The organism is Pseudomonas sp. GW821-FHT02H06 (assembly GCF_059421525.1).
The window spans coordinates 290,710-312,656 of sequence record NZ_JBWKVD010000005.1; the positions used below are offsets into that span (position 1 = coordinate 290,710).

Below are 21,947 nucleotides of genomic sequence, written 5' to 3' on the forward strand. Positions count from 1 at the left end.
CGCCAGCCCCTGTACTTTCTGCGATTGCGGCCGATGATCTGGCCTGCAATCGCAGCCTCCTTGCGCTTGAGCCCTCAAGGGCTTTCGCGTCGCTGGTTCTCCACTCAGAACGCTGGCAGACTGCCCATCCTTCACGCCGCTCGTTTTGAGGCTGTATGCCAACGTTTACGCCCCGTCAAGTCTATCTGGCCAGTTGCATTCTCGTGTTCGGCGGGTTGCTGCTGGTCCTGCCGCTCAACCTTCTGCCCAGTCTGCTGGCGGGTTTGCTGGTGTATGAGCTGGTCGACATGCTCACGCCGCAGCTGCAACGGCTGATTGCCGGCGAGCGCGCGCGATGGCTGGCGGTGGCGTTGCTGGGGACTCTGGTGGTGACCGTACTGGCGTTGCTGTTTGCCGGCGCGATCAGCTTTTTGCTGCACGAAGCGGAAAACCCCGGCGCGTCGCTGGATAAATTCATGATTCTGGTGGACCGCGCCCGCGGCCAGCTGCCGCCCTTCATCGACAACTACCTGCCGGCCAGCGCCACCGAGTTTCAGGTGTCGCTCAGCGCCTGGCTGACCAAGCACCTCGGCGAGCTGCAACTGCTCGGCAAGGGCGCGGCGCACATGTTCGTGACGCTGCTGATCGGCATGGTGCTGGGCGCGATCATTGCCTTGCAGCGCATTCCCGATGTCACCAAGCGCAAGCCATTGGCGGCGGCGCTGTTCGAGCGTCTGCACCTGCTGACCCAAGCCTTCCGCAATATCGTCTTCGCGCAGATCAAGATCTCGCTGCTGAACACGGCGTTCACCTCGATCTTCCTGGCGGTGATCCTGCCTCTTTGTGGCGTGCACCTGCCGCTGACCAAAACCCTGATCGTGCTGACCTTTCTGCTGGGCCTGCTTCCGGTGGTGGGCAACCTGATGTCCAACACGCTGATCTTTATCGTCGGCATGTCGTTGTCGATCTGGGTGGCGATGGCGGCGTTGGGGTACCTGATCGTGATCCACAAGGTCGAGTATTTCCTCAACGCACGGATCGTCGGCGGGCAGATCAGCGCCAAGTCGTGGGAATTGCTGCTGGCGATGCTGATCTTCGAAGCCGCCTTCGGTCTGCCGGGCGTGGTCGCAGGGCCGATTTATTACGCGTACCTGAAAAGCGAACTGCGCCGGGCGGAGTTGGTATAGCGACTGGTGCTCAACAGATGTGCCCCCTTTTCACGGCTGCACGCGGTCAGTGGGACCGGCGTCAGCCAGGAAGAGGCCAGTGGGTGCACCTTAAGATTTGCGGCGTGACACCCGACGCCTTCCCGGCTAAAGCCAGTCCTACATGTGCACGCGATGTCCTAGTGGGACCGGCTTCAGCCGGGAAGAGGCCAGTGGGTGCGCCATAAGATTTGCGGCGTTACACCCGACGCCTTCCCGGCTAAAGCCAGTCCTACGTTTGCACGCGGTCAGTAGGACCGGCTTCAGCCGGGAAGAGGCGTGTACCAACACCCTCAATTTCGCGGCGTGACGCCTGACGCTTTCCCGGCTAAAGCCAGTCCTACAAGTGCATGCGGTCCCACTAAGAGCATGCGGTCCCACTGAGGGCAAGACAGCTGCGAATCAGCCGTAGCGCTTCTTCGCTTCGATCGCCAGGCCGCTGCCGATGCTGCCGAAGATGTTGCCTTCGACGTGCCGGGCCTTGGGCAGCATGGCGGCGACGCTGTTGCGCAGGGCCGGGATGCCGCTGGAGCCGCCGGTGAAGAACACGGTGTCGACATCGGTCACGCCCACGCCTGCCTGATTCAGCAGATTCGTCACGCTGCCGCGCACGCGTTCGAGCAACGCATCGATGGACGATTCGAACAGCTGCCGCGTCAGGTCGACACTCAAGCCGGGTTCGACGCGGTCCATCGGCACCAGGCGGCTGTCCGCTTCGGTCAGCTGGATCTTGGTCTCTTCCACTTCCATCGCCAGCCAGTGGCCGGCGCGTTGCTCGATCAGCTTGAACAGCCGGTCGATACCTTGGGTGTCTTCGATGTCATAGCGCATGCTGCCCAGCGCCAGTTGCGACTTTTGCGAATACACCGAGTTGATCGTGTGCCAGGTCGCCAGGTTCATGTGCGTGCTGGTCGGCATGTAGGCGCCGCTTTTCATCCGGCTGCCGTAACCAAACAGCGGCATCACGCCCTGCAGGCTCAGCTGCTTGTCGAAGTCGGTACCGCCGATGTGCACGCCGCCGGTGGCGAGGATGTCGCTGTGGCGGTCATCGATCAACCGACGCTCCGGGGACAGACGCACCAGCGAGAAGTCCGACGTACCACCGCCGATGTCGACGATCAGCACCAGCTCTTCACGGTCCAGGGTCGACTCGTAGTCGAACGCCGCCGCAATCGGCTCGAACTGAAAGGAAACGTCCTTGAAGCCGATCTTGCGCGCCACGTCGGCCAAGGTGTCTTCGGCCTCTTGATCGGCGGCAGCGTCGTCATCGACGAAATGCACCGGACGGCCCAGCACCACTTGCTCGAAGGAATGACCGGCCGAGGCTTCGGCGCGTTTCTTGAGTTCGCCGATGAATAGCCCGAGCAGGTCCTTGAACGGCATCGCCGTACCGAGCACGCTGGTGTCGTGCTTGATCAGCTTGGAACCCAGCAGGCTCTTGAGCGAGCGCATCAGGCGGCCTTCGTAGCCCTCGAGGTATTCGTGAAGGGCGAGGCGACCGTAGACCGGGCGGCGCTCTTCGATATTGAAAAACACCACCGAAGGCAGCGTGATCTTGCCGTCCTCCAGCGCGATCAGCGTTTCCGCTCCGGGACGCAGCCAGCCGACCGTGGAGTTGGACGTGCCGAAATCGATGCCAAGGGCACGGGCCGGGGATGGAGTGCTCATCTGCTTTGCATACCAGTCAAAAAACGGCCGCGCAGTGTATGCGAGTGCGCGCCGGATGCGTAGCGCGAAACGTCGGTTTATCAGCCGCCGGGCATCTATTTCGCGCGCATGTCTTGAACTGCGGCCCCGAGCCCCAATCTAGCAGGCAACTCTTAATGCTTTTGGCCGGTCTGGACAGCGTTTCATTTCGCGCGACTGCGTGCCGATAACCTTGCAACGTTCAACGCTGCCAGCGTTCACATGTGAAACGCGGTGCGGACTGGGCTGGATATTCCAGAATTGGGTGACCGTCAGATGGACTTCAAAGACTATTACAAGATCCTTGGCGTAGAGCCGACGGCGGACGAAAAGACAATCAAGACCGCCTATCGCAAGCTCGCGCGCAAGTATCACCCCGACGTCAGCAAAGAGCCTGGCGCGGAAGACAAATTCAAAGAGGCTTCCGAGGCCTATGAAGCGCTGAGCGATCCGGAAAAGCGCGCCGAATACGACGAGATCCGTAAGTACGGCAGTCAGGGCCGGTTCCAGCCGCCGCCTGGCTGGCAGGGCCGTGGCGGCGCGGGCGCAGGGCCGGGTTTTGGCGGCGGCGGCTTCGAGGACGGAGATTTTTCCGACTTCTTCAGCTCTATCTTCGGCAATCGTGGTGGTCAGCAAGGCGGTCGGGCGCAGAGCCCGGGGCGTCGAGGGCAGGATGTGGAGATGGAACTGGCGGTGTTTCTGGAGGAGACACTCTCCACCGAGTCCAAGCAAATCAGCTTCAAGGTGCCGCAGCACAGCGCCAACGGCCAGCGCATGGCGGACATCACCAAGACGCTGAACGTGAAGATCCCGGCGGGCGTCACCGATGGCGAGCGCATCCGCTTGAAAGGGCAGGGTGCTCCCGGCGTGGCCGGTGGCGAGAAGGGCGATCTGTATCTGATCATCCGTCTGGCGCCGCACCCGATGTTCGACGTCGAGGGCCACGACCTGATCATCACGGTGCCGATCGCGCCGTGGGAAGCGGCGCTGGGCACCAAGGTCGCCGTTCCGACACTGACCGGCAAGATCAATCTGACCATCCGCCCGGACAGTCAGAACGGCCAGCGGCTGCGGGTCAAAGGCAATGGCCTTTTGAACAAGCAAGGCCAGCGCGGCGATCTGTACGCGCAACTGAAAATCGTCATGCCCAAATCCACCGATGAGGCTACCAAAGCGCTGTGGGAGAAGCTGGCCGAGCAGGCCGCGTTCGATCCGAGGGCTCAATGGAGTAACTGATCATGAGCAACACCCTGGTCATCGACATGCAGGAGTTCTGTCAGGTGGTCGACCTGCCGGCCGCCTTCGTCATCGAGATTGTCGAACATGGCATTCTCGAACCCCAGGGAAGGCAGCCGGACGAATGGCTGTTCGACAGCGCGGCGCTGTCGATTGCCAAACGCGCGGTCAAATTGCATTACGAATTGCAGCTGGAGTGGGACGGCGTCGCCCTGGCGCTGAACCTGCTCGACGAGCTTGAACACGTGAGGGCCGAAAACCGCATGCTCAGGCAGCGGTTGGGGCGGTTTCTCGACTGACAGGCTGGCGTGGAGGGCATTGTGGGAGCGAGCTTGCTCGCGAAGAGGCCTTCTCATTCGTTACATCTTCGGCGGCAGGACTGCCGCCTTCGTGAGCAAGCTCACTCCCACAGGTATCGAGCACCCCTGCAACAGCGCGGTGTTTGGCCGATAGCCATTCCGTGCAACCGCCTGCTAGCCTTTCTTCGGCAATTCCACGGTAAACGTCGTGCCGTCACCAACGTTCGACACAACCGTGATGCCGCCGCCATGGGCGTTCACCACTTCTTTGACGATGAACAGTCCCAGGCCCAGGCTGGTGGACGGGTTGTGGATGCCGGCCTTTTCATTGGCCGAGCGCACCAGCGGGTCGAAGATGCTGCCGATGGCTTCTTCCGCAATCGGCTCGCCGTCGTTGTGCACCGAGAGGCTCACGTGGTTTTCGCTGCCGGTGAGCGTGACGGTGACCCGACGCGTCGCCGCGCCATGCTGCAAGGCGTTGCCAATCAGGTTTTGCAGCAATTGCGCGATGCGTGCTTGATCCCACTCGCCCCGGGTCTCACCGGTGCTGGTGAACACTGCGTTGCAATCGGGCTGCCCCGCCGTGGCCGCGTCGATGGCTTCACGGCAGGCGAGGGTCATCTCCATCGGCTTGCGTTCGACCGGCAACGTGACGCCGAGACGGCTTCGAACGAACTCCAGCAAATCGCTGATCATCGTTCCCATCAACAGGCTGCTGCTCTTGATGCGCTTGATATACGCAAGATCGGCGTCCGTCAGCGCGGTTTTGCGCATGAGCACTTCGGACGACATGCCGATGGCCTGCAAGGGCGCGCGCAGGTCGTGGCCGAGAATGGCGAGAAAGATGTCACGGGAACGCGTCACGCGATCGGCGTAGGCGGCCGTCGACTCGGCCAGGGCTTCGTCGATGGCTTCGTTGAAGCGAATCATGTCAGTGAGGTGACTGGCCTGTGGCTCTTTCTGGCTTTCTGCCCAAAAGCGCACAACCGTGGCCCGAAGGTGACGGAATTCGGAGGTCATCTGCACCAGATCAAACCCGACGATATGCCGCAGCTCGCCATGACTGGAGGCGGCCTGATCGAGTGTCGGGGTTTTGCCGATGTCTTCGCCCTGAGCCTTGGCGATGCGCTCGGCCTTGGTCTGGGCGGTGTTCATGTCACGCGCCGCCGCGAGAAGGATCGCCTCGGCGTGGTCGCGCAGCTCGACTGAACTCATCTGCGCGGCTGCGGGCGTCAGCGTGGCCGCAAACCGTTCCCACTCATCGACGATGCGATCCACATTCTGAACGATGAAGTCCGAAAGACGCATGGGGAACTACCTTGCTGGCGGGGCGCTGAATGAGAGCGCGCATAGTACCGCCTTGTTGTTGCAGGAAGCATCACGCATTTGCGTGCGCTTCCTCTTGGTGTCGGCTTGCCGTCCAGTCGAAGCGCTGTCAGGCAGCCAAAACAAGCCATGTAGGAGACCGGGGTCGCGCTCCACCGTGCTCACGAAGGCGGCATTTCAGCCGCTGAAAGAGTGAGTGGATGCACAGGCCCCTTCCCGAGCAAGCTCGCTCCCACAAGAAAGTGAGTTCTCCGCTTAGAACAGAAAATACCGCTGCGCCATCGGCAAGACCTCTGCCGGTTCGCACCACAGCAGCACACCGTCGGCCTTGACCTGATACGTCTGCGGGTCGACGTCGATGTTCGGCAGGTAGTCGTTGTGGATGAGGTCGGCTTTGGTCACGCTGCGGCAGCCCTTCACCACGCCGATCTGTTTCTTCAGCCCCAGCTGCTCCGGAACGCCGGCATCAAAGGCCGCCTGACTAATGAACGTCAGGCTGCTGGCGTGCAACGAGCTGCCGTAGCTGGCGAACATCGGGCGGTAGTGAACCGGTTGCGGGGTCGGGATCGAGGCATTGGCGTCGCCCATCAGACTCGCGGCAATCGACCCGCCCTTGAGGATCAGCGTCGGTTTCACGCCGAAGAAGGCCGGGCGCCAGAGCACCAGGTCCGCCCATTTGCCCACTTCCACCGAGCCCACCTCATGGCTGATGCCGTGGGTGATCGCCGGGTTGATGGTGTATTTGGCGATGTAGCGCTTGGCGCGGAAGTTGTCGTTGCCTTCACCGTCACCGGGCAATGGCCCGCGCTGGCGTTTCATTTTGTCGGCGGTCTGCCAGGTGCGCATGATCACTTCGCCGACGCGGCCCATGGCCTGGCTGTCGGAGCTGAGCATCGAGAATGCGCCCAGATCATGAAGAATGTCCTCGGCGGCAATGGTTTCGCGGCGGATGCGGCTCTCGGCGAACGCGACGTCTTCGGCGATGCTCGGGTCCAGGTGATGGCAGACCATCAGCATGTCCAGGTGCTCGTCGATGGTGTTGCGGGTGAACGGCCGGGTCGGGTTGGTCGAGCTCGGCAACACGTTAGGGAAGCCGCACGCCTTGATGATGTCCGGTGCGTGACCGCCGCCGGCGCCTTCGGTGTGGTAGGTGTGAATGGTGCGGTTCTTGAACGCCGCCAGGGTGGTTTCGACGAAGCCGGATTCGTTCAGGGTGTCGGTGTGGATCGCCACCTGCACGTCGTACTGATCAGCGACGCTCAGGCAGTTGTCGATGGCTGCTGGCGTGGTGCCCCAGTCTTCGTGCAGCTTGAGGCCGATGGCGCCGGCCTTGACCTGCTCGATCAGCGGCTCGGGCAGGCTGACGTTGCCTTTGCCGGTGAAGCCGATGTTCATGGGGAACGCTTCGGCGGCCTGCAGCATGCGCATCATGTGCCACTTGCCGGGCGTGACCGTGGTCGCGTTGGTGCCCGTCGCCGGGCCGGTGCCGCCGCCGATCATGGTGGTGACGCCGCTCGTCAGCGCTTCTTCAATCTGCTGCGGGCAGATGAAATGGATGTGGGTGTCGACGCCGCCGGCGGTGAGGATCATGCCTTCGCCTGCAATCACTTCGGTCGCCGCGCCGATGGCGATGGTCACGCCGGGCTGGATGTCCGGGTTGCCGGCCTTGCCGATGGCCGCGATGCGCCCGTCCTTGAGGCCGACGTCGGCTTTGACGATGCCCCAGTGATCGACGATCAGTGCGTTGGTGATCAGCGTGTCGACGACTTCGGCGGCCACGCCTTGGCCCTGGCCCATGCCGTCACGAATGACCTTGCCACCGCCGAACTTCACTTCTTCGCCATAGACGGTGAAATCCTGCTCGACCTCGATCCACAGCTCGGTGTCGGCCAGACGCACACGGTCGCCGACAGTGGGGCCGAACATGTCGGCGTAGGCTTGTCGGCTGATCTTCATACTTCGTTCCTCGAATCAAAGCGGCAAGCCTCAAGCGGCAAGCTGCGAGTAAAAGCGAATGTTGTGTACGCCGCGGACTGCTGTGCTTGGCGCTTGTAGCTTGGCGCTTGCAGCTTGACTTGGCTGGAAAGTGAACGCGTTTTACAGTTCACCCATAACTCTTCCGGCAAACCCGAAAACCCGCCTCAACCCGGCCAGGTCCACCAACTCCACTTCCCGCGCCTGCCCTGGCTCGAAGCGCACGGCGGTGCCGGCCGGGATGTTCAGGCGCATGCCCCGGCTGGCGGCGCGGTCGAAGGTCAGGGCGTCGTTGGTCTCGAAAAAATGAAAGTGCGAGCCGACCTGAATCGGCCGGTCGCCGCTGTTGGCGACGCTGAGGGTGATGGTGCGGCGACCGGCGTTGAGCTCGATGTCGCCGGGCTGGATCTGGTACTCACCAGGAATCATGCGCTCTTCCTCGACAGTAACTTGTAGTAAATGGCCGTGGCCTTGTATTCGCCGTCGGGGTTGCAGGCGTAGTCCGGCAGCAGGCCAGACAGCTCGTAACCCAGCGCGCGATAGAAATCTTCAGCATCGGAACCTGCCAGCGTGTCCAGAAACAACAGCCCGCGCTGATGCTGCTGGGCCGCTTGCTCGACCGCTGTCATCAATTGAGTTGCCAGCCCGCGCCGACGCGCCTGACTGAGCACCAGCAACTTCTGCACCTCGGCGCGGTTCAGGCCGTTGGCCTTCTGGCACAGCGCCAATTGCACCGTCGCCAGCACCTGGTCTTCTTCTGCCACCACCCACAGCAGCACGTTGCCCTGCTTGACCTCGGCTTTGACGCCTTCCCACCAGTCGGCAGCCTCCTCGGCGCCTAGATCCGCCATGAACCCGACCGACGCGCCGTCTTGCACGGCGTCGAGCAATAGCGCCACCAGGCCCGGGCGGTAGTGGGCAAAACTTTCTGGCGTGACGCGGCGTAAGTGGGCGGCATTCATGGACGAAATCCTTTCAGAATGAACATTCAGGCGACAGGCTTGATGCCGGGCGCTTGCGAGGGTGGAGCAGAGGCGCCGGGCGACAGGTCCAGCTGCATGAAGGTCAGGTCCAGCCAGCGGCCGAACTTGGTGCCGACCTGGGGCATCTGCCCGGTGGTGATGAAACCCTCGCGCGCGTGCAGGTGAATCGACGCCGCGTTTCCGCTTTCGATGGCCGCGACCATCATGTGCTTGTCGCAGGCTCGGGCGCGTTCGATCAGCGCTTTCATGAGCAGCGGACCCAGGCCGTTGCCCCGTTGATCGGCACGCACGTAAACCGAGTGCTCAACGGTGTGGCGAAAGCCTTCGAATGGCCGCCAGTCGCCGAACGACGAATAGCCCAGCACCTGATCGTCGGCGTCGATCGCCACCAGAATCGGGTACGCCTGGGCCTGGCGCGCGGCGAACCAGGCTTCGCGGTTGGCGAGGTCCACCGGTTGCTCGTTCCAGATCGCCGTGGTGTTGAGCACGGCGTCGTTGTAGATGGCCAGCACGGCCGGCATGTCCGTCAGCAATGCGTCACGAATCGAATAGGTCATGTTCGTTTCCACGGGTTCCTGTGTGGCTGTTTCAGTGGGCATCTCAGCGTCGATGCGCCGCTCAGGCAATCGGTTGATGCACGGTGACCAGCTTGGTGCCGTCCGGAAAGGTGGCCTCGACCTGGATTTCCGGGATCATTTCCGGGATGCCCTCCATCACCTGTTCACGGGTCAACAGAGTGGTCCCGTAATGCATGAGGTCGGCAACGGTCTGGCCGTCCCGCGCACCTTCCAGCAGGGCGGCGGAGATGAAGGCCATCGCTTCCGGGTAGTTGAGCTTCACACCGCGTGCCAGCCGTCGCTCGGCCACCAGGCCTGCGGTGAAGATCAACATCTTGTCTTTTTCGCGTGGTGTCAGGTCCATGGGTTTTGTCCGTCTTAAATAACTGAATAAGTCAGCGCTGCAATGTATCTGTAGGAGTGAGCTTGCTCGCGATTGCGGTGTGTCAGAGACATATTCCTATCTGACGGATCGCAATCGTCCGGATGCGGCCCAGACCAAGCTCACTCCTACAGCATGTCTATGCGTGCCCCGAGGGAGCGGGTCGGGCAACGCGTCCCATCAAGTGCTCCAGATCCGCGGCGCCACCGCTTCCCGTCCCAACAAGGCAGGGCGCAGCAGCTTCCATAATGCAATCAGCCAGGCCCGAGCATGCAGGGCTTCGTCCGCCAGGCAACGGGCGATGATCAGGCCGGGCAACTGGCTCAGGTCGCCGCGCACGGGTGAATGTTCGGCCAGCTCGCGGCAGCGCTCCATCAACTCAGCGTCTAATTCGCCGGTTACGATCAGCGTCGCGAACACTGGCTTGCCGCCCAGGCCGATCGGCGAATCCAGCAAGCCGTCATTGCCGACGATGCGCTGGCGCTCGTGCCACAACAGCGTGCCGTCACGCCGGATATCCAGATGCGCCTGAAAGTGGCCGTGATCGAAACGCTCGCCGCTGGCCGGTCGGCCCAGTGCAACCACATCCCAATAAAACAGCCGGGCGTCACCCTCAAGGTCGATTCGCGTGGTCAGTTCAGCCTTGGCCTCGCTGAAGACGATGCTTTCCTGCGGCAGCCACTCCAGCGTGCCGCCTGCAGCGACTTTGATGTCCAGCTGTTGATAAGCCGGACCCGCCGCGCGGTACCACTTCGCTGCGCCGGGACTGGTCAGTTGCGCCCAGGCGTTGGCGCCGACGCTGGCGCTGATGTCCAGCCGGTCGCCGCCGGCAATGCCGCCCGGCGGGTGAACGATGATGTGTTGGCAGACCTGCGGGCCTTCGGCGTACAGATGCTTTTGCACCCGCAACGGACCTTTGTGGCGTCGCTGGGTCGGGCGCGTGCTGTCGCCGAAACGCCCATACGCCAGCTCCAGCTCGGCATGCCAGCTGGGGGTGAACAGGGCGGTGTGGGCAGGAAGATTCATAAGTCGATTATCGTGTTATCGAAGGACCGTACCTTAGCTGATCGGCGCATCAAATGGTGACCAGGCCCCGAACGCCTTCGGTCTCCATGTTTTCGCCACGGCCCTGCTGGACGATCTCGCCCCGGGACATGACGATGTACTGATCCGCCAGCTCGGCGGCGAAATCATAGAACTGCTCGACCAGCAGAATCGCCATGTCACCACGCGCCGCGAGCTTTTTGATCACCGCACCGATTTCCTTGATGACCGAGGGCTGAATGCCTTCGGTGGGCTCGTCGAGAATCAGCAGGCGAGGGCGACTGGCCAGAGCGCGCCCGATCGCCAGTTGCTGTTGCTGACCGCCGGACAAGTCGCCGCCGCGCCGGTGCTTCATCTGCAGCAGCACCGGGAACAGCTCGTAAATGAACGGCGGGACTTCCTTGGCCTCTGAGCCCGGGAAACGCGACAGGCCCATCAGCAGGTTTTCCTCAACGGTCAGTCGGCCGAAAATCTCCCGGCCCTGGGGCACGTAGGCGATTCCGGAATGCACGCGCTGGTGGGGCTTGAAACCGGTGATCGGCTTGCCTTCCCACTGCACCACGCCCTCTTTGGCGGGCAGCAGCCCCATCAGCACTTTCAACAGCGTGGTCTTGCCCACGCCGTTACGACCGAGCAGGCACGTGACCTCGCCGATTTTTACGTCAAACGACAGGCCTCGGAGGATGTGGCTGCCGCCGTAGTACTGGTGGAGCTTTTCGACTTGGAGCATGGCCAGTTTCTCAAGAAATCCTATGATCGTTCCCACGCTCTGCGTGGGAACGCCGCATCGGGCGCTCTGCGTCTGCTTCATGACGCGGAGCGTCACCGGATGCATTCCCACGCGGAGCGAGGGAACGATCAGCAGATCGGAGGTTTACCGCCCCAGATACACCTCAATCACCCGCTCATCCGCCTGCACGTCTTCCAGCGATCCTTCTGCCAGCACGCTGCCCTGGTGCAGGACGGTGACGTGGTCGGCGATGGTGCCGACGAAGCCCATGTCATGCTCGACCACCATCAGCGAGTGCTTGCCAGCCAGGCTCTTGAACAGCTCGGCGGTGAATTCGGTTTCGGCGTCGGTCATGCCAGCGACGGGCTCATCGAGCAGCAGCAATTGCGGGTCCTGGACCAACAACATGCCGATCTCCAGAAACTGTTTCTGGCCGTGGGACAACAGCCCGGCGGGCCGTGACATCGACGCGGTCAGGCGAATGGTGTCCAGCACCTCGTCGATGCGGTCGCGCTGTTCGCCGTTGAGCTTGGCCCGCAGGCTGGCCCATACCGATTTGTCGGTCTTCTGCGCCAGCTCCAGGTTTTCGAACACGCTCAGCGCTTCGAACACCGTGGGTTTCTGAAACTTGCGCCCGATCCCGGCCTGGGCGATCTGCACTTCGCTCATCTTGGTCACATCGAGTGTTTCGCCGAACCAGGCCTTGCCGTGACTGGGGCGGGTCTTGCCGGTGATCACGTCCATCAGCGTGGTCTTGCCCGCACCGTTGGGGCCGATGATGCAGCGCAGCTCGCCGACGCGGATGTACAGATTCAGATCATTAAGAGCCTTGAACCCGTCGAAGCTGACGCTGATGTCTTCCAGCGTCAGGATCGTGCCGTGCAAGGTGTTCAGCCCCTTGCCGGCAACCTGCCCGAGACCGATGGCGTCGCGGCTGGTACCGGCATCGCTGTTCGGGTCGAGCACCGGATCGAATGCGGGCGTCGGAGTGCTTTTCATTGCTCGCCCCTTTTCTTGATCAGGCCGATCACGCCTTTGGGCAGATACAGCGTCACCACGATGAACAGCGCGCCGAGGAAGAACAGCCAGTATTCAGGGAAAGCCACGGTGAACCAGCTCTTCATGCCATTGACTACACCGGCGCCGAGCAGCGGGCCGATCAGCGTGCCGCGACCGCCCAGGGCGACCCAGACGGCCGCTTCAATGGAGTTGGTTGGCGACATTTCGCTTGGGTTGATGATGCCGACCTGGGGCACATACAACGCCCCGGCCAGGCCGCACAACACCGCGCTCAACACCCAGACGAACAGTTTGAAGCCGCGCGGGTCGTAGCCGCAGAACATCAGGCGGTTCTCCGCATCGCGCACGGCGGTCAACACGCGGCCGAACTTGCTGCGCGCCAGACGCCAGCCGACAAACAGGCTGCCCGCCAGCAACGCCACTGTCAGCAGAAACAACACGGCGCGGGTGCCTTGGGAGGTAATGCTGAACCCCAGAATGCTGCGAAAGTTGGTGAAGCCGTTGTTGCCGCCAAAGCCGGTTTCGTTGCGGAAAAACAGCAACATGCCGGCGAAGGTCAGGGCCTGGGTCATGATCGAGAAGTACACGCCCTTGATCCGCGAACGGAAGGCGAAGAAGCCGAACACCAATGCCAGCAACCCCGGCGCCAGCACCACCAGGCACATGGCCCAGAGGAAATGCTGCGTGCCGACCCAGTACCACGGCAGTTCGGTCCACGACAGAAAGGTCATGAACGCCGGCAGGCTGTCACCCGACGCCTCGCGCATCAGGTACATGCCCATCGCGTAACCGCCGAGGGCGAAGAACAGCCCGTGGCCCAGGGACAACAGGCCGGCGTAACCCCAGACCAGATCCAGAGCCAGCGCGACGATCGCGTAGCAGAGGATCTTGCCCACCAGCGTCAGCGTGTAGGCCGACACCTGCAGGCCGTTGCTTTCAGGCAGCAAGGACAACAACGGCAGGGCGATCAGCAGGGCAAGAATGACCGCGCCGACCGCGACCGTGACTTTGGTGCCGGCGCGTTGCGCGGCAGTGACCATCAATGGCTGATTCATCAGTCGATCACCCGTCCTTTGAGTGCGAAGAGGCCTTGCGGACGTTTCTGAATGAACAGAATGATCAGCGCCAGGATCAGGATCTTGCCCAGCACCGCGCCGATCTGCGGTTCGAGGATCTTGTTGGCGATGCCCAGCCCGAAGGCCGCCGTGACGCTGCCGGCCAGTTGACCGACGCCGCCGAGCACGACCACGAGGAAGGAGTCGATGATGTAGCTCTGGCCCAGGTCAGGGCCGACGTTGCCGATCTGGCTCAGGGCCACGCCGCCCAGACCGGCGATGCCGGAGCCGAGCCCGAAGGCCATCATGTCGATGCGCCCGGTGGGCACGCCGCAGCAGGCGGCCATGTTGCGGTTCTGGGTGACGGCGCGCACGTTCAGGCCCAGGCGTGTTTTGTTCAGCAGCAGCCAGGTCAGTACGACGACAAACAGCGCGAACGCAATGATGACGATGCGGTTCCAGGGCAGCACGAGGTTGGGCAGCACTTGAATGCCGCCCGACAGCCATTCCGGGTTGGCCACTTCGACGTTCTGCGCGCCGAACACTACGCGGATCAACTGAATCAGCATCAGGCTGATGCCCCATGTCGCCAGCAGTGTTTCCAGTGGGCGGCCGTACAAGTGGCGAATGACCGTACGCTCCAGCGCCATGCCGATGCACGCAGTCACGAAAAACGCGATCGGCAGCGCCACCAGCGGATAGAACTCAAGGGCGCCGGGGGCGTAGCGCTGGAACATCATCTGCACGACGTAGGTGGCGTAGGCGCCGAGCATCAGCATCTCGCCGTGGGCCATGTTGATCACGCCGAGCAGGCCGAAGGTGATCGCCAGTCCCAGCGCCGCCAGCAGCAGAATCGACCCGAGCGACAGGCCGGCGAAGGCTTGCCCGAGGATCTCGCCGAACATCAATTTGCGTTTGACCTGAGCCAGGCTGGTTTCGGCCGCCAGGCGCACGGTAGCGTCGGTTTCGACGTTGGGTTCGAGCAGGGTTTCGAGACGGGTGCGGGCCAGTGGATCACCGGTTTCACCGAGCAGACGCACGGCGGCGAGCCGCACGGTGGGGCTGATGTCGACCAGTTGCAGATTGGCCAGCGCCAGGGTCAGGGCGGCGTGAACGCTGTCGTCCTGTTCGCTCGCCACTTGCTGCACCAGCAAGGGCAACTGCGCCGGACGGGCGCTTTTTTGCAGGACCTGCGCGGCAGCCAGACGGACTTTCGGGTCGGCGGCTAAAAGCTGATGGCTGGCCAGCGCGGTGTTGATCAGGCCGCGAAGGCGGTTGTTCAGGCTGATGGCTTGGGGCGCATCGGGGTTGGGTGCATCGGCCAGCGCGGGGGCGTCCGGGTCGACGGCGATAAAGCTGTCGCCGTTCTGAATGAACGCCCGGTTGCTGCTGTCGGCAGCGACGCGGCCATCCTGCAGGGCAACCAGCAACTCGACGCGCGCCGGGTCAGGCCTGGCGGCCCAGCTTTCCAGCAATTGGGCGCGCTCGGAGGAGTCGGCCGCAACAAAGTCGCCGGCCTCGCTGGCGTGGGCGGCGAAGGGCAGCCACAGGCACAGCGCGAGAATAAGGTGGTGGAAGTATCTGGGCATATCGAGTCCTGGGAGCACCCGCCATGACGTAACGTCAGACGGGGAACCTGTAGGAGTGAGCTTGCTCGCGATGGCGGTATACCAGCCGACATCATCGTCACAGGCAGATCGCAATCGCGAGCAAGCTCACTCCTACAGGGATAGGTTCAGCCGGAACATTTCAGCCGACCGTTTACCCTGTTTTCCTTAGTTGCTCTTCACCGCGTAGTCAGGCTTTTTGTCGTTGCCCGGAATGAACGGGCTCCACGGCTGGGCGCGAATCGGTTCTTTGGTCTGCCAGACCACATTGAACTGACCGTCGGCCTTGATCTCGCCGATCATCACCGGCTTGTGCAGGTGGTGGTTGGTTTTGTCCATGGTCAGGGTGAAGCCCGACGGCGCGGCGAAAGTCTGGCCAGCCATGGCTTCGCGGACTTTATCCACATCGGTGGACTTGGCTTTCTCGACCGCTTGCGCCCACATGTGGATACCCACGTACGTGGCTTCCATCGGGTCGTTGGTCACGGCCTTGTCGGCGTTCGGCAGGTTGTGCGCCTTGGCGTAGGCCTTCCAGTCGGCGACGAACTTGGTGTTGACCGGGTTCTTCACCGATTCGAAGTAGTTCCACGCGGCCAGGTTGCCCACCAGCGGCTTGGTGTCGACGCCGCGCAATTCTTCTTCGCCGACCGAGAACGCCACCACCGGTACGTCGGTGGCTTTCAGGCCCTGATTGCCCAGCTCTTTATAGAACGGCACGTTGGAGTCGCCGTTGACCGTGGAGATCACAGCGGTTTTGCCGCCTGCCGCGAACTTCTTGATGTTCGACACGATGGTCTGGTAATCGCTGTGACCGAACGGGGTGTAGACCTCTTCGATGTCCTTGTCCGCCACACCTTTGGAGTGCAGGAACGAGCGCAGAATCTTGTTGGTGGTGCGCGGGTAGACGTAGTCGGTGCCCAGCAGGAAGAAGCGCTTGGCCGCGCCGCCGTCTTCGCTCATCAGGTATTCAACCGCAGGAATGGCCTGCTGGTTAGGCGCGGCGCCGGTGTAGAACACGTTCGGTGACATCTCTTCGCCTTCGTACTGCACCGGGTAGAACAGCAAGCCGTTCAGCTCTTCAAAGACCGGCAACACCGACTTGCGCGACACCGAAGTCCAGCAACCGAACACCACGGCGACCTTGTCCTGGGTCAACAACTGACGACCTTTCTCCGCAAACAACGGCCAGTTCGACGCCGGGTCGACCACCACAGGCTCAAGCATCTTACCGTTGACGCCGCCCTTGGCGTTGATTTCATCGATGGTCATCAGCGCCATGTCCTTGAGCGAGGTCTCCGAGATGGCCATGGTGCCGGACAAAGAATGCAGAATGCCGACCTTGATGGTCTCGGCCGCCTGAGCGGTCCAGGTCAAACCCATCGCTGCGATCGATGCAGACAAAGTGAACGCTTTCAGCAAACTACGACGCTTCATTGGCTAGCTCCATTCTTTGATTTTTTTAGATGACGGCTGTTGGCGGTGCAGAGTTGAGTCTGCTTAGGCTTTAGCAAACGCTGGGCCAAGGCCGCGCGCGTCGCAAAATGGAATGAAAAAGTCGCCTGCACAGGGCGCCCCGCACCAATGTGGATCGGTGCGAGTCAGGTGGTGCGTCAGGCGCGCCCAACTGGTGCGATCCCTTTGGAGCCGCAAGGCTGGGTAGTCTGACGCGATTGGATAGAAGGGCTACCTCACAAAAAGCTCACGCTCGCCGGTGAACAGATCGAATGTTTCGTACACCAGCCTGTCCGGCGCGGTGAAATAGGCGAACGTTTCTCCGTTCACCTCTCTGAACGCCCTGAGTTGCAGGCGGGTGCCGGGCGGGATGGCGACGTGATCACCGAGAAAACCAGAGAACATGTTTTTCTTCGGAACCGACGGCGCGAAGATCAGAAACACCGGATGCGTATTGCTCGGCGCCGGGTCAGTCACGAAGCTGTCCAGGCTCCAGCGCACGGCATTGGTTCGGCTGATCGACGCCGATTGCACGCCCGCATCCACGAACACCGCACCGAGCTCGCGTCGCAATTGCTGCAAGCCCTCGTCTGTTACGTGCGCGGCGCGGAACGCATCGCCTTTCCATGAGCGCAGGCGGTGGAACTGGTTGAGGAATGCCTGCGTGCGGGGCGTTCGCGCGCCGGTTCTCAAGAGTCGGTTGATCTCGGCCGAGCCGCCTTCGATATAGTCGAGCAGTTCGGGGTAGAGCTCCGCTTTGGCGTGGTTCGCGAGGGCCAGGAAGCGCGGTTCATCAAGGGACGGTTCAGTGATGGAAATGCCTTCAATTGGAGTAGGCCATCCGTTGAGCAATCGGCTCAAGTCATGCCGGGCCTGTCGGTCGGCCTGTGGACTCAGGCGCACGACCGGTTGCGAGACCTTCTTCCAGCCCCCGGCGCTTGACCGGACGACATATTCATCCTCATGAATCAGTTGCGCTGGATCGCGAAGATAGGGGCGATATAGGCGAGATCGTCCGAACAGGTTGAAGCGTCGAGCCACGTAACCTGTTTCAGAACCGAAGGTGATTTCGGTGAATTTGTTCGGGTCCAGCCGCGTGACCATGCCCGACTCCGCAAAGAAGGGCGCACCAGCGGGTGACAGCATATAGCCGATTTGCACCTGCCCATGGCGTCCGGTGCGGCGGACCAGATGCGGGCGTTTTATCTTCGCCAGTTGAGGCCCCTTCAGCGCCGCGGCGCTTGCTCGACCAATCCCGGCAGTCAGCAAATAACCGGCCGCGTCCATAAACTCTTGGGCGGCACCCTCCCAGTCGTTTTCATCCACTTTTTGAAAGCCGCTCCAGGCGTTATAAAGACCCAGCCCCAGTGCGAGCGGAATCATGACCGGCGGGGGCAACAGCAGCAGTGCGATGCTCACGACCATGTCGAATACCTGCTTACGGGAATTGCCGCCACCGGGCTGGACCAACAGGGATTTCGCTTCTTCTTTCAGTTGGCGAATCCTGATCCTGAAATGCTCGTCAAACAGGTCGCCGGTCTGCGTCACGAAGACCACTGGCTTTATAAAGTGGGACGGGGCGGGAATTGGACCTGGCAGCGACGTCAACGCGTCTGGAAGACGCCAGTGCTTGAGCCACTCCTCATAATCGAGCATCACCCGGGCCAGGCGCCTGTCGGCCAATGGCATCAACCTCGCCACGTAGGATTTGTACACGTCATGTTCCAGAAACGCCTGGGTGAGGTGGAACATGCTGTCGAAGGCGCGGAACACTACGTTATCCGGCGCGTTGAGCGTGCAAAGGACCAGAGGCCCCCTGTCGAATTTGCCCACTGGGGCAATCAGCATGATGTCCGGGATTTTTACCCCGCTGATCTGCAGTAATCGCACCTCGATCCTGACCCCGTCCACCCCCTGACGCCGCTGTGAATCGGGACCGTCCAGTATCGCTTTGATCCACGCCAGCCGGTTTTCAGGAAAGCCGTTCAGCTCACTCTCGATATACGCCATGCCCAGGCGCGCCAACAGCAACTCGCGGTGCTGGTGCTTCAACTGGTCAGCGAAATCAGAGTGGTCAAAGTGTTCGGCAAGGTAGTCATCCAGTCGCTTTGGCATGTCGATTCGCGCGAGCAGCTCGCGTGTGAACGCTGCGCAGAGTCCGGGTATTTCTGCACCGTGCCCGTCTGCAGCCCGCAACTCGCTGGCATCCTGAGCGGTCACCCGCAGTGCGTTGTCGTGGGCCAGGGCGTGCAGTGAGAAGGTCTGCGAGTGAGTCTCGGTTTCCATCACGGTGATAGGGTAAAAGCGCACCGGGATGGGCTGGTGGAACATCGCCGTTACCACAATCTGTCGGGGCGACAGTTGAATGTTTTTCTCCGCCAGTGCGGCGCTGACCGTCGCATCGGCGTAAGCCCTCAGGACGTGCAGGCTGTCAGCTTGTGGTGTGTTGAAGTGATCAAGGCTGATGCGCCGGATTGCGCGGATCGCCTGCGCGTACACCGTCGCGTGTCGCGCCCATTCGACGTGCTGATCTTCATTCATCCGTTGCCACCACTCAGGCATCTGCTCGCGCACCACATCGCAATCCAGCAGGCGCTCGATGCGGTGGTTATCGAACAGCTGTTCCGAGGCCATCAGCTCGAAAATCAGCCGCTGGAATGAGGGTTGATCCAGCCTGAGGGACTGAGCGATTTTCACCGCGTGATCAAAGTCGGCCTTCTGTTTGATGATCTGCAATGTCAGCAGCAGGCTCATGAAATTGTTGCCCAGCCTCTGCAAGCTCCAGCGCAGAGCGGGCTGCGCGTTTTCAACGCCGGGAAGCGCCAGTGCCACTACGTCATCGAGCGTGAGATGGCTCAGCAGCCGACCGCGTTGAGTGCCCTCGGCAAGGCGTCGGGTGAGAGTCTCGGTGAGCTGATGCAGTGAATCGAATCGCTCCAGGCTGTCGGCGGGGGTGTACAGAATGACCTCGCCCAGTGACGCGTCGTCGGTTGCCGGAGCCTGATCGCTGCGTTGTTCGGTGATCACAAACGTGCCGGTCAGAGGAAACAGCGGACCGTCGCTCCTACCCAGCGACAAGCTGAACACATCGTATTTCTGCAACGGCTCGGGCGAGGTGTCGACGCCGTAATCCAGCGTGTCGTTAAGCATGCTGTGCAGATGCGGCTGAAACTGGCCGCGCTCCACACGCATCTGGCCTTCCAGCCTGAGCAGTTGAACCCGGTCGGCGAGAAAGTCATCGCGCCGGGTTTTGCCGGAAGGCTGAATCTCTGCCCAGTGATCCGAGAGCCGTTGCTTGTACCGCTCGGCCAGCGTTTGTGCGACGCAGGTGTACAAAGTGGCCAGCGCGTCGCGGTCCAGTCCGCCAAGGGAGGGCGTGTCAGACGAAGGAAACTCTGTGGCGTAGAGCCCGGCAGACTCGACGTTCTGCCATTCAAAGAGCCCGGTGAAATGGGCTACCAGGCTGGCAAGCAGCGGGTAACTGCTGATGGTCGCCGTTGCGGCAGGTTGCGGGTTTCGCTCTCGGCAGACGAGCCGCGCACTGGCGCAGTCAACCACAAGACCGGGATGGGTCAGGCGAAGGCATTCGGCAAACGTCTGTTCAAGGGCCTGGGTGAAATCGGGCAGCTCGTAGCGTGTCAGCGCGGGGCTGTCAGCGATGGGTGTGGAGGTAGACGTAGTTGAGGGAGTGACGGTTGTGGGATTCATGGTGCCTGTTCATTGCATGGGGGATGATTCGCAGAACCGTTGGGTTCGGCAACTCATTGCATGGAGTCAGGGCTTGGGGCGTGCGTCTGTAGGCACTCTCTGGCCTGAGCGCGAAGGGAAAGCGACCAGGCAAGTAGGATTTTTCGGGGGAGAAAGGCAGCGCTCAGTGAGCAGATAAAACAGGTGCGGAGCCTGAAACCCGAAATGAGGAGGAATTCATCACTAAACCACCCAAAAGAGGTTCCAGGCCCCGCGAGACGCAATCTAAGCTGTTGTCGCCATTTTGGCAAAGCGCGAACGCACTATTCGATCGAGCAGCCACACCGCCAGCATCGAAACGCCCACCAGTGGGAAGGCCACGCCCAGCACGATCATCACCGCCGTCGCAGTTTTCCAGCGCGGCAAGTCATGGCGCAAAGGCGGAACGCCAAAGCCGTTCTGCGGGCGACGCTTCCACCAGATCACGATTCCGCTCACCGAACTCAGCAGCACCATCAGGCAGATGAACAGAATCAGCAGCTGGTTCACCCAGCCGTACATCTTGCCTTCGTGCAGCATCACGCCCAGTTCAGTGGCCTTCGACACCGTGCTGTAATCGCTGTAACGCACATCCGCCAGCACCTTGCCGCTGTACTGATCGACGTGCAGCGTGGCGTCATTTCGCGGGTCGTCGGCGAATACGGAAACGGTGAATACGCCGTCAGCCGTTTTCGGTTGGGTGATGCTGTAGCCCGGCTCGATATGGTGCGCCTTGGCAATGTCCACCACTTGCTGAAGGGAGATGCCCGGCGCTGCGGGAGCGCTGGACATGTGCATGTGATTCATGTGCTCGGCGTGATCCCCGGACGACACCGGCATCGGCGTGTTTTCCATGGCCCACGGCACGGTCTGTATGCTCGCGCTGTTCAATGCGCCCGCTTGCTTATCCGACTTGGGTACGTCATTCCACATGGCCGCCGGAAAAGTGTTCCACACGTCGGCGTAGACCTTTCCCCACATGCCGGTCCAGGTCATGCCGCTCAGCAGCATGAACAGCAGCGCCACCGAACCCCAGAATCCGGTCACCGCGTGCAGGTCGCGCCAGAGAATGCGACCACGCGCGGTGAGGCGAGGCCAGAGCACGCCGGCCGGTGATCGCCCTCGCGGCCACCACAGATACACACCTGAAACCACCAGCACGATGCCCCAGCCAGCGGCCAGTTCCACCAGCCGGTCACCGACGGTGCCAATCATCAGTTCGCCGTGCAGTTCGCGCGCGATGGCTTGCAGGTTTTGCTTGGCGTCCTGGGTACCGAGCACCGTGCCGCTGTACGGATCGATGAACACGTTCACGTCGCGGCCGTCGTTTTTCACCACGAACTGCGCGCTGCCCTCGGCATTCAGCGGCGGCAGGTACTTGCTCACCTGCGCCTGTGGAAAGGTCGCCAGCACGCGCTTTTGCAGGTCATCGGCACTGAGTGAGTGGTGCGCGGGTTTGACCGTCAGCAGGTCGCTGTACATCAGCGCGTCAAGCTGAGGCTTGAACAGGTAAATGATCCCGGTGACCGCCAGCAGGATCATGAACGGCGCGACGAACAGGCCGGCATAGAAATGCCATCGCCACGCCAGGTTGTAGAAAGACACATTCGGTTTGGACATGGTGCAACGCTCCCGTCAGGGAAAACACGGCGCAACCCGCTGGCGGCCGGAAAGCCGTCAGCGGGT

Annotated in this window: 18 protein-coding genes; 3 read left to right on the forward strand and 15 right to left on the reverse strand. The window is 61.8% G+C overall.

The window, feature by feature from the left end; translation table 11 throughout:
- Window positions 1-155: 155 nt before the first annotated feature.
- Complete coding sequence (locus AC07VF_RS11340) at window positions 156-1,166, forward strand: AI-2E family transporter (protein ID WP_133774480.1); 1,011 nt, start codon at window positions 156-158, stop codon at window positions 1,164-1,166.
- A 420-nt stretch (window positions 1,167-1,586) separates the two neighbouring features.
- Here the strand turns inward: AC07VF_RS11340 and AC07VF_RS11345 are convergent, their stop codons facing one another.
- Entirely contained in the window at window positions 1,587-2,852 is a 1,266-nt protein-coding gene (locus tag AC07VF_RS11345) for an Hsp70 family protein (RefSeq protein ID WP_282367805.1), read from the reverse strand.
- Window positions 2,853-3,146: 294 nt separating this feature from the next.
- Between AC07VF_RS11345 and cbpA the strand changes: the two genes are divergently transcribed.
- Window positions 3,147-4,106, forward strand: coding sequence for a curved DNA-binding protein (cbpA, locus tag AC07VF_RS11350; RefSeq protein ID WP_172610563.1), 960 nt, complete (start codon window positions 3,147-3,149; stop codon window positions 4,104-4,106).
- 2 nt (window positions 4,107-4,108) lie between these two features.
- The gene (locus tag AC07VF_RS11355) at window positions 4,109-4,405 is read left to right on the forward strand and encodes a chaperone modulator CbpM (RefSeq protein ID WP_282367806.1); all 297 of its coding nucleotides are present in this window, start codon (window positions 4,109-4,111) and stop codon (window positions 4,403-4,405) included.
- 174 nt (window positions 4,406-4,579) lie between these two features.
- On the opposite strand, the gene AC07VF_RS11360 is transcribed toward AC07VF_RS11355, so the two are convergent.
- From AC07VF_RS11360 to AC07VF_RS11425, 14 genes are all read right to left on the reverse strand, one after another.
- On the reverse strand, window positions 4,580-5,713 hold the full coding sequence (locus AC07VF_RS11360) for a sensor histidine kinase (RefSeq protein ID WP_192173462.1): 1,134 nt from the start codon (window positions 5,711-5,713) through the stop codon (window positions 4,580-4,582).
- A gap of 273 nt (window positions 5,714-5,986) precedes the next feature.
- Window positions 5,987-7,687 carry an urease subunit alpha gene (gene ureC, locus AC07VF_RS11365; protein WP_495008505.1) on the reverse strand — a complete coding sequence of 567 codons (1,701 nt, stop codon included), beginning with the start codon at window positions 7,685-7,687 and terminating at the stop codon, window positions 5,987-5,989.
- 141 nt (window positions 7,688-7,828) lie between these two features.
- The gene (locus AC07VF_RS11370; protein ID WP_065987755.1) at window positions 7,829-8,134 is read right to left on the reverse strand and encodes an urease subunit beta; all 306 of its coding nucleotides are present in this window, start codon (window positions 8,132-8,134) and stop codon (window positions 7,829-7,831) included.
- On the reverse strand, window positions 8,131-8,667 hold the full coding sequence (locus AC07VF_RS11375; protein WP_495008504.1) for a GNAT family N-acetyltransferase: 537 nt from the start codon (window positions 8,665-8,667) through the stop codon (window positions 8,131-8,133). Before AC07VF_RS11375 ends, AC07VF_RS11370 begins: the two co-directional genes overlap by 4 nt.
- Window positions 8,668-8,693: 26 nt before the next feature.
- The gene (locus AC07VF_RS11380; protein ID WP_463583860.1) at window positions 8,694-9,245 is read right to left on the reverse strand and encodes a GNAT family N-acetyltransferase; all 552 of its coding nucleotides are present in this window, start codon (window positions 9,243-9,245) and stop codon (window positions 8,694-8,696) included.
- Window positions 9,246-9,306: 61 nt separating this feature from the next.
- A complete protein-coding gene (locus AC07VF_RS11385; protein WP_020293711.1) occupies window positions 9,307-9,609 on the reverse strand; it encodes an urease subunit gamma in 303 nt (100 codons plus the stop codon).
- Window positions 9,610-9,807: 198 nt separating this feature from the next.
- Window positions 9,808-10,653 (reverse strand): urease accessory protein UreD, encoded by an 846-nt coding sequence (locus tag AC07VF_RS11390; RefSeq protein WP_495008503.1) that lies wholly within the window; start codon window positions 10,651-10,653, stop codon window positions 9,808-9,810.
- Window positions 10,654-10,702: 49 nt separating this feature from the next.
- Window positions 10,703-11,401, reverse strand: coding sequence for an urea ABC transporter ATP-binding subunit UrtE (urtE, locus tag AC07VF_RS11395; RefSeq protein ID WP_282367820.1), 699 nt, complete (start codon window positions 11,399-11,401; stop codon window positions 10,703-10,705).
- 144 nt (window positions 11,402-11,545) lie between these two features.
- Window positions 11,546-12,400, reverse strand: coding sequence for an urea ABC transporter ATP-binding protein UrtD (urtD, locus tag AC07VF_RS11400; RefSeq protein ID WP_495008502.1), 855 nt, complete (start codon window positions 12,398-12,400; stop codon window positions 11,546-11,548).
- The gene (gene urtC, locus AC07VF_RS11405; RefSeq protein WP_495008501.1) at window positions 12,397-13,476 is read right to left on the reverse strand and encodes an urea ABC transporter permease subunit UrtC; all 1,080 of its coding nucleotides are present in this window, start codon (window positions 13,474-13,476) and stop codon (window positions 12,397-12,399) included. Before urtC ends, urtD begins: the two co-directional genes overlap by 4 nt.
- Window positions 13,476-15,065 (reverse strand): urea ABC transporter permease subunit UrtB, encoded by a 1,590-nt coding sequence (urtB, locus tag AC07VF_RS11410; RefSeq protein ID WP_282367823.1) that lies wholly within the window; start codon window positions 15,063-15,065, stop codon window positions 13,476-13,478. Before urtB ends, urtC begins: the two co-directional genes overlap by 1 nt.
- A gap of 186 nt (window positions 15,066-15,251) precedes the next feature.
- On the reverse strand, window positions 15,252-16,517 hold the full coding sequence (gene urtA, locus AC07VF_RS11415; protein ID WP_122533769.1) for an urea ABC transporter substrate-binding protein: 1,266 nt from the start codon (window positions 16,515-16,517) through the stop codon (window positions 15,252-15,254).
- A 249-nt stretch (window positions 16,518-16,766) separates the two neighbouring features.
- Window positions 16,767-20,243: a dermonecrotic toxin domain-containing protein gene (locus tag AC07VF_RS11420; protein WP_495008500.1), complete on the reverse strand. Its 3,477-nt coding sequence runs from the start codon at window positions 20,241-20,243 to the stop codon at window positions 16,767-16,769.
- Window positions 20,244-20,507: 264 nt separating this feature from the next.
- Window positions 20,508-21,881, reverse strand: coding sequence for a PepSY-associated TM helix domain-containing protein (locus AC07VF_RS11425; protein ID WP_495008499.1), 1,374 nt, complete (start codon window positions 21,879-21,881; stop codon window positions 20,508-20,510).
- Window positions 21,882-21,947 lie beyond the last annotated feature (66 nt).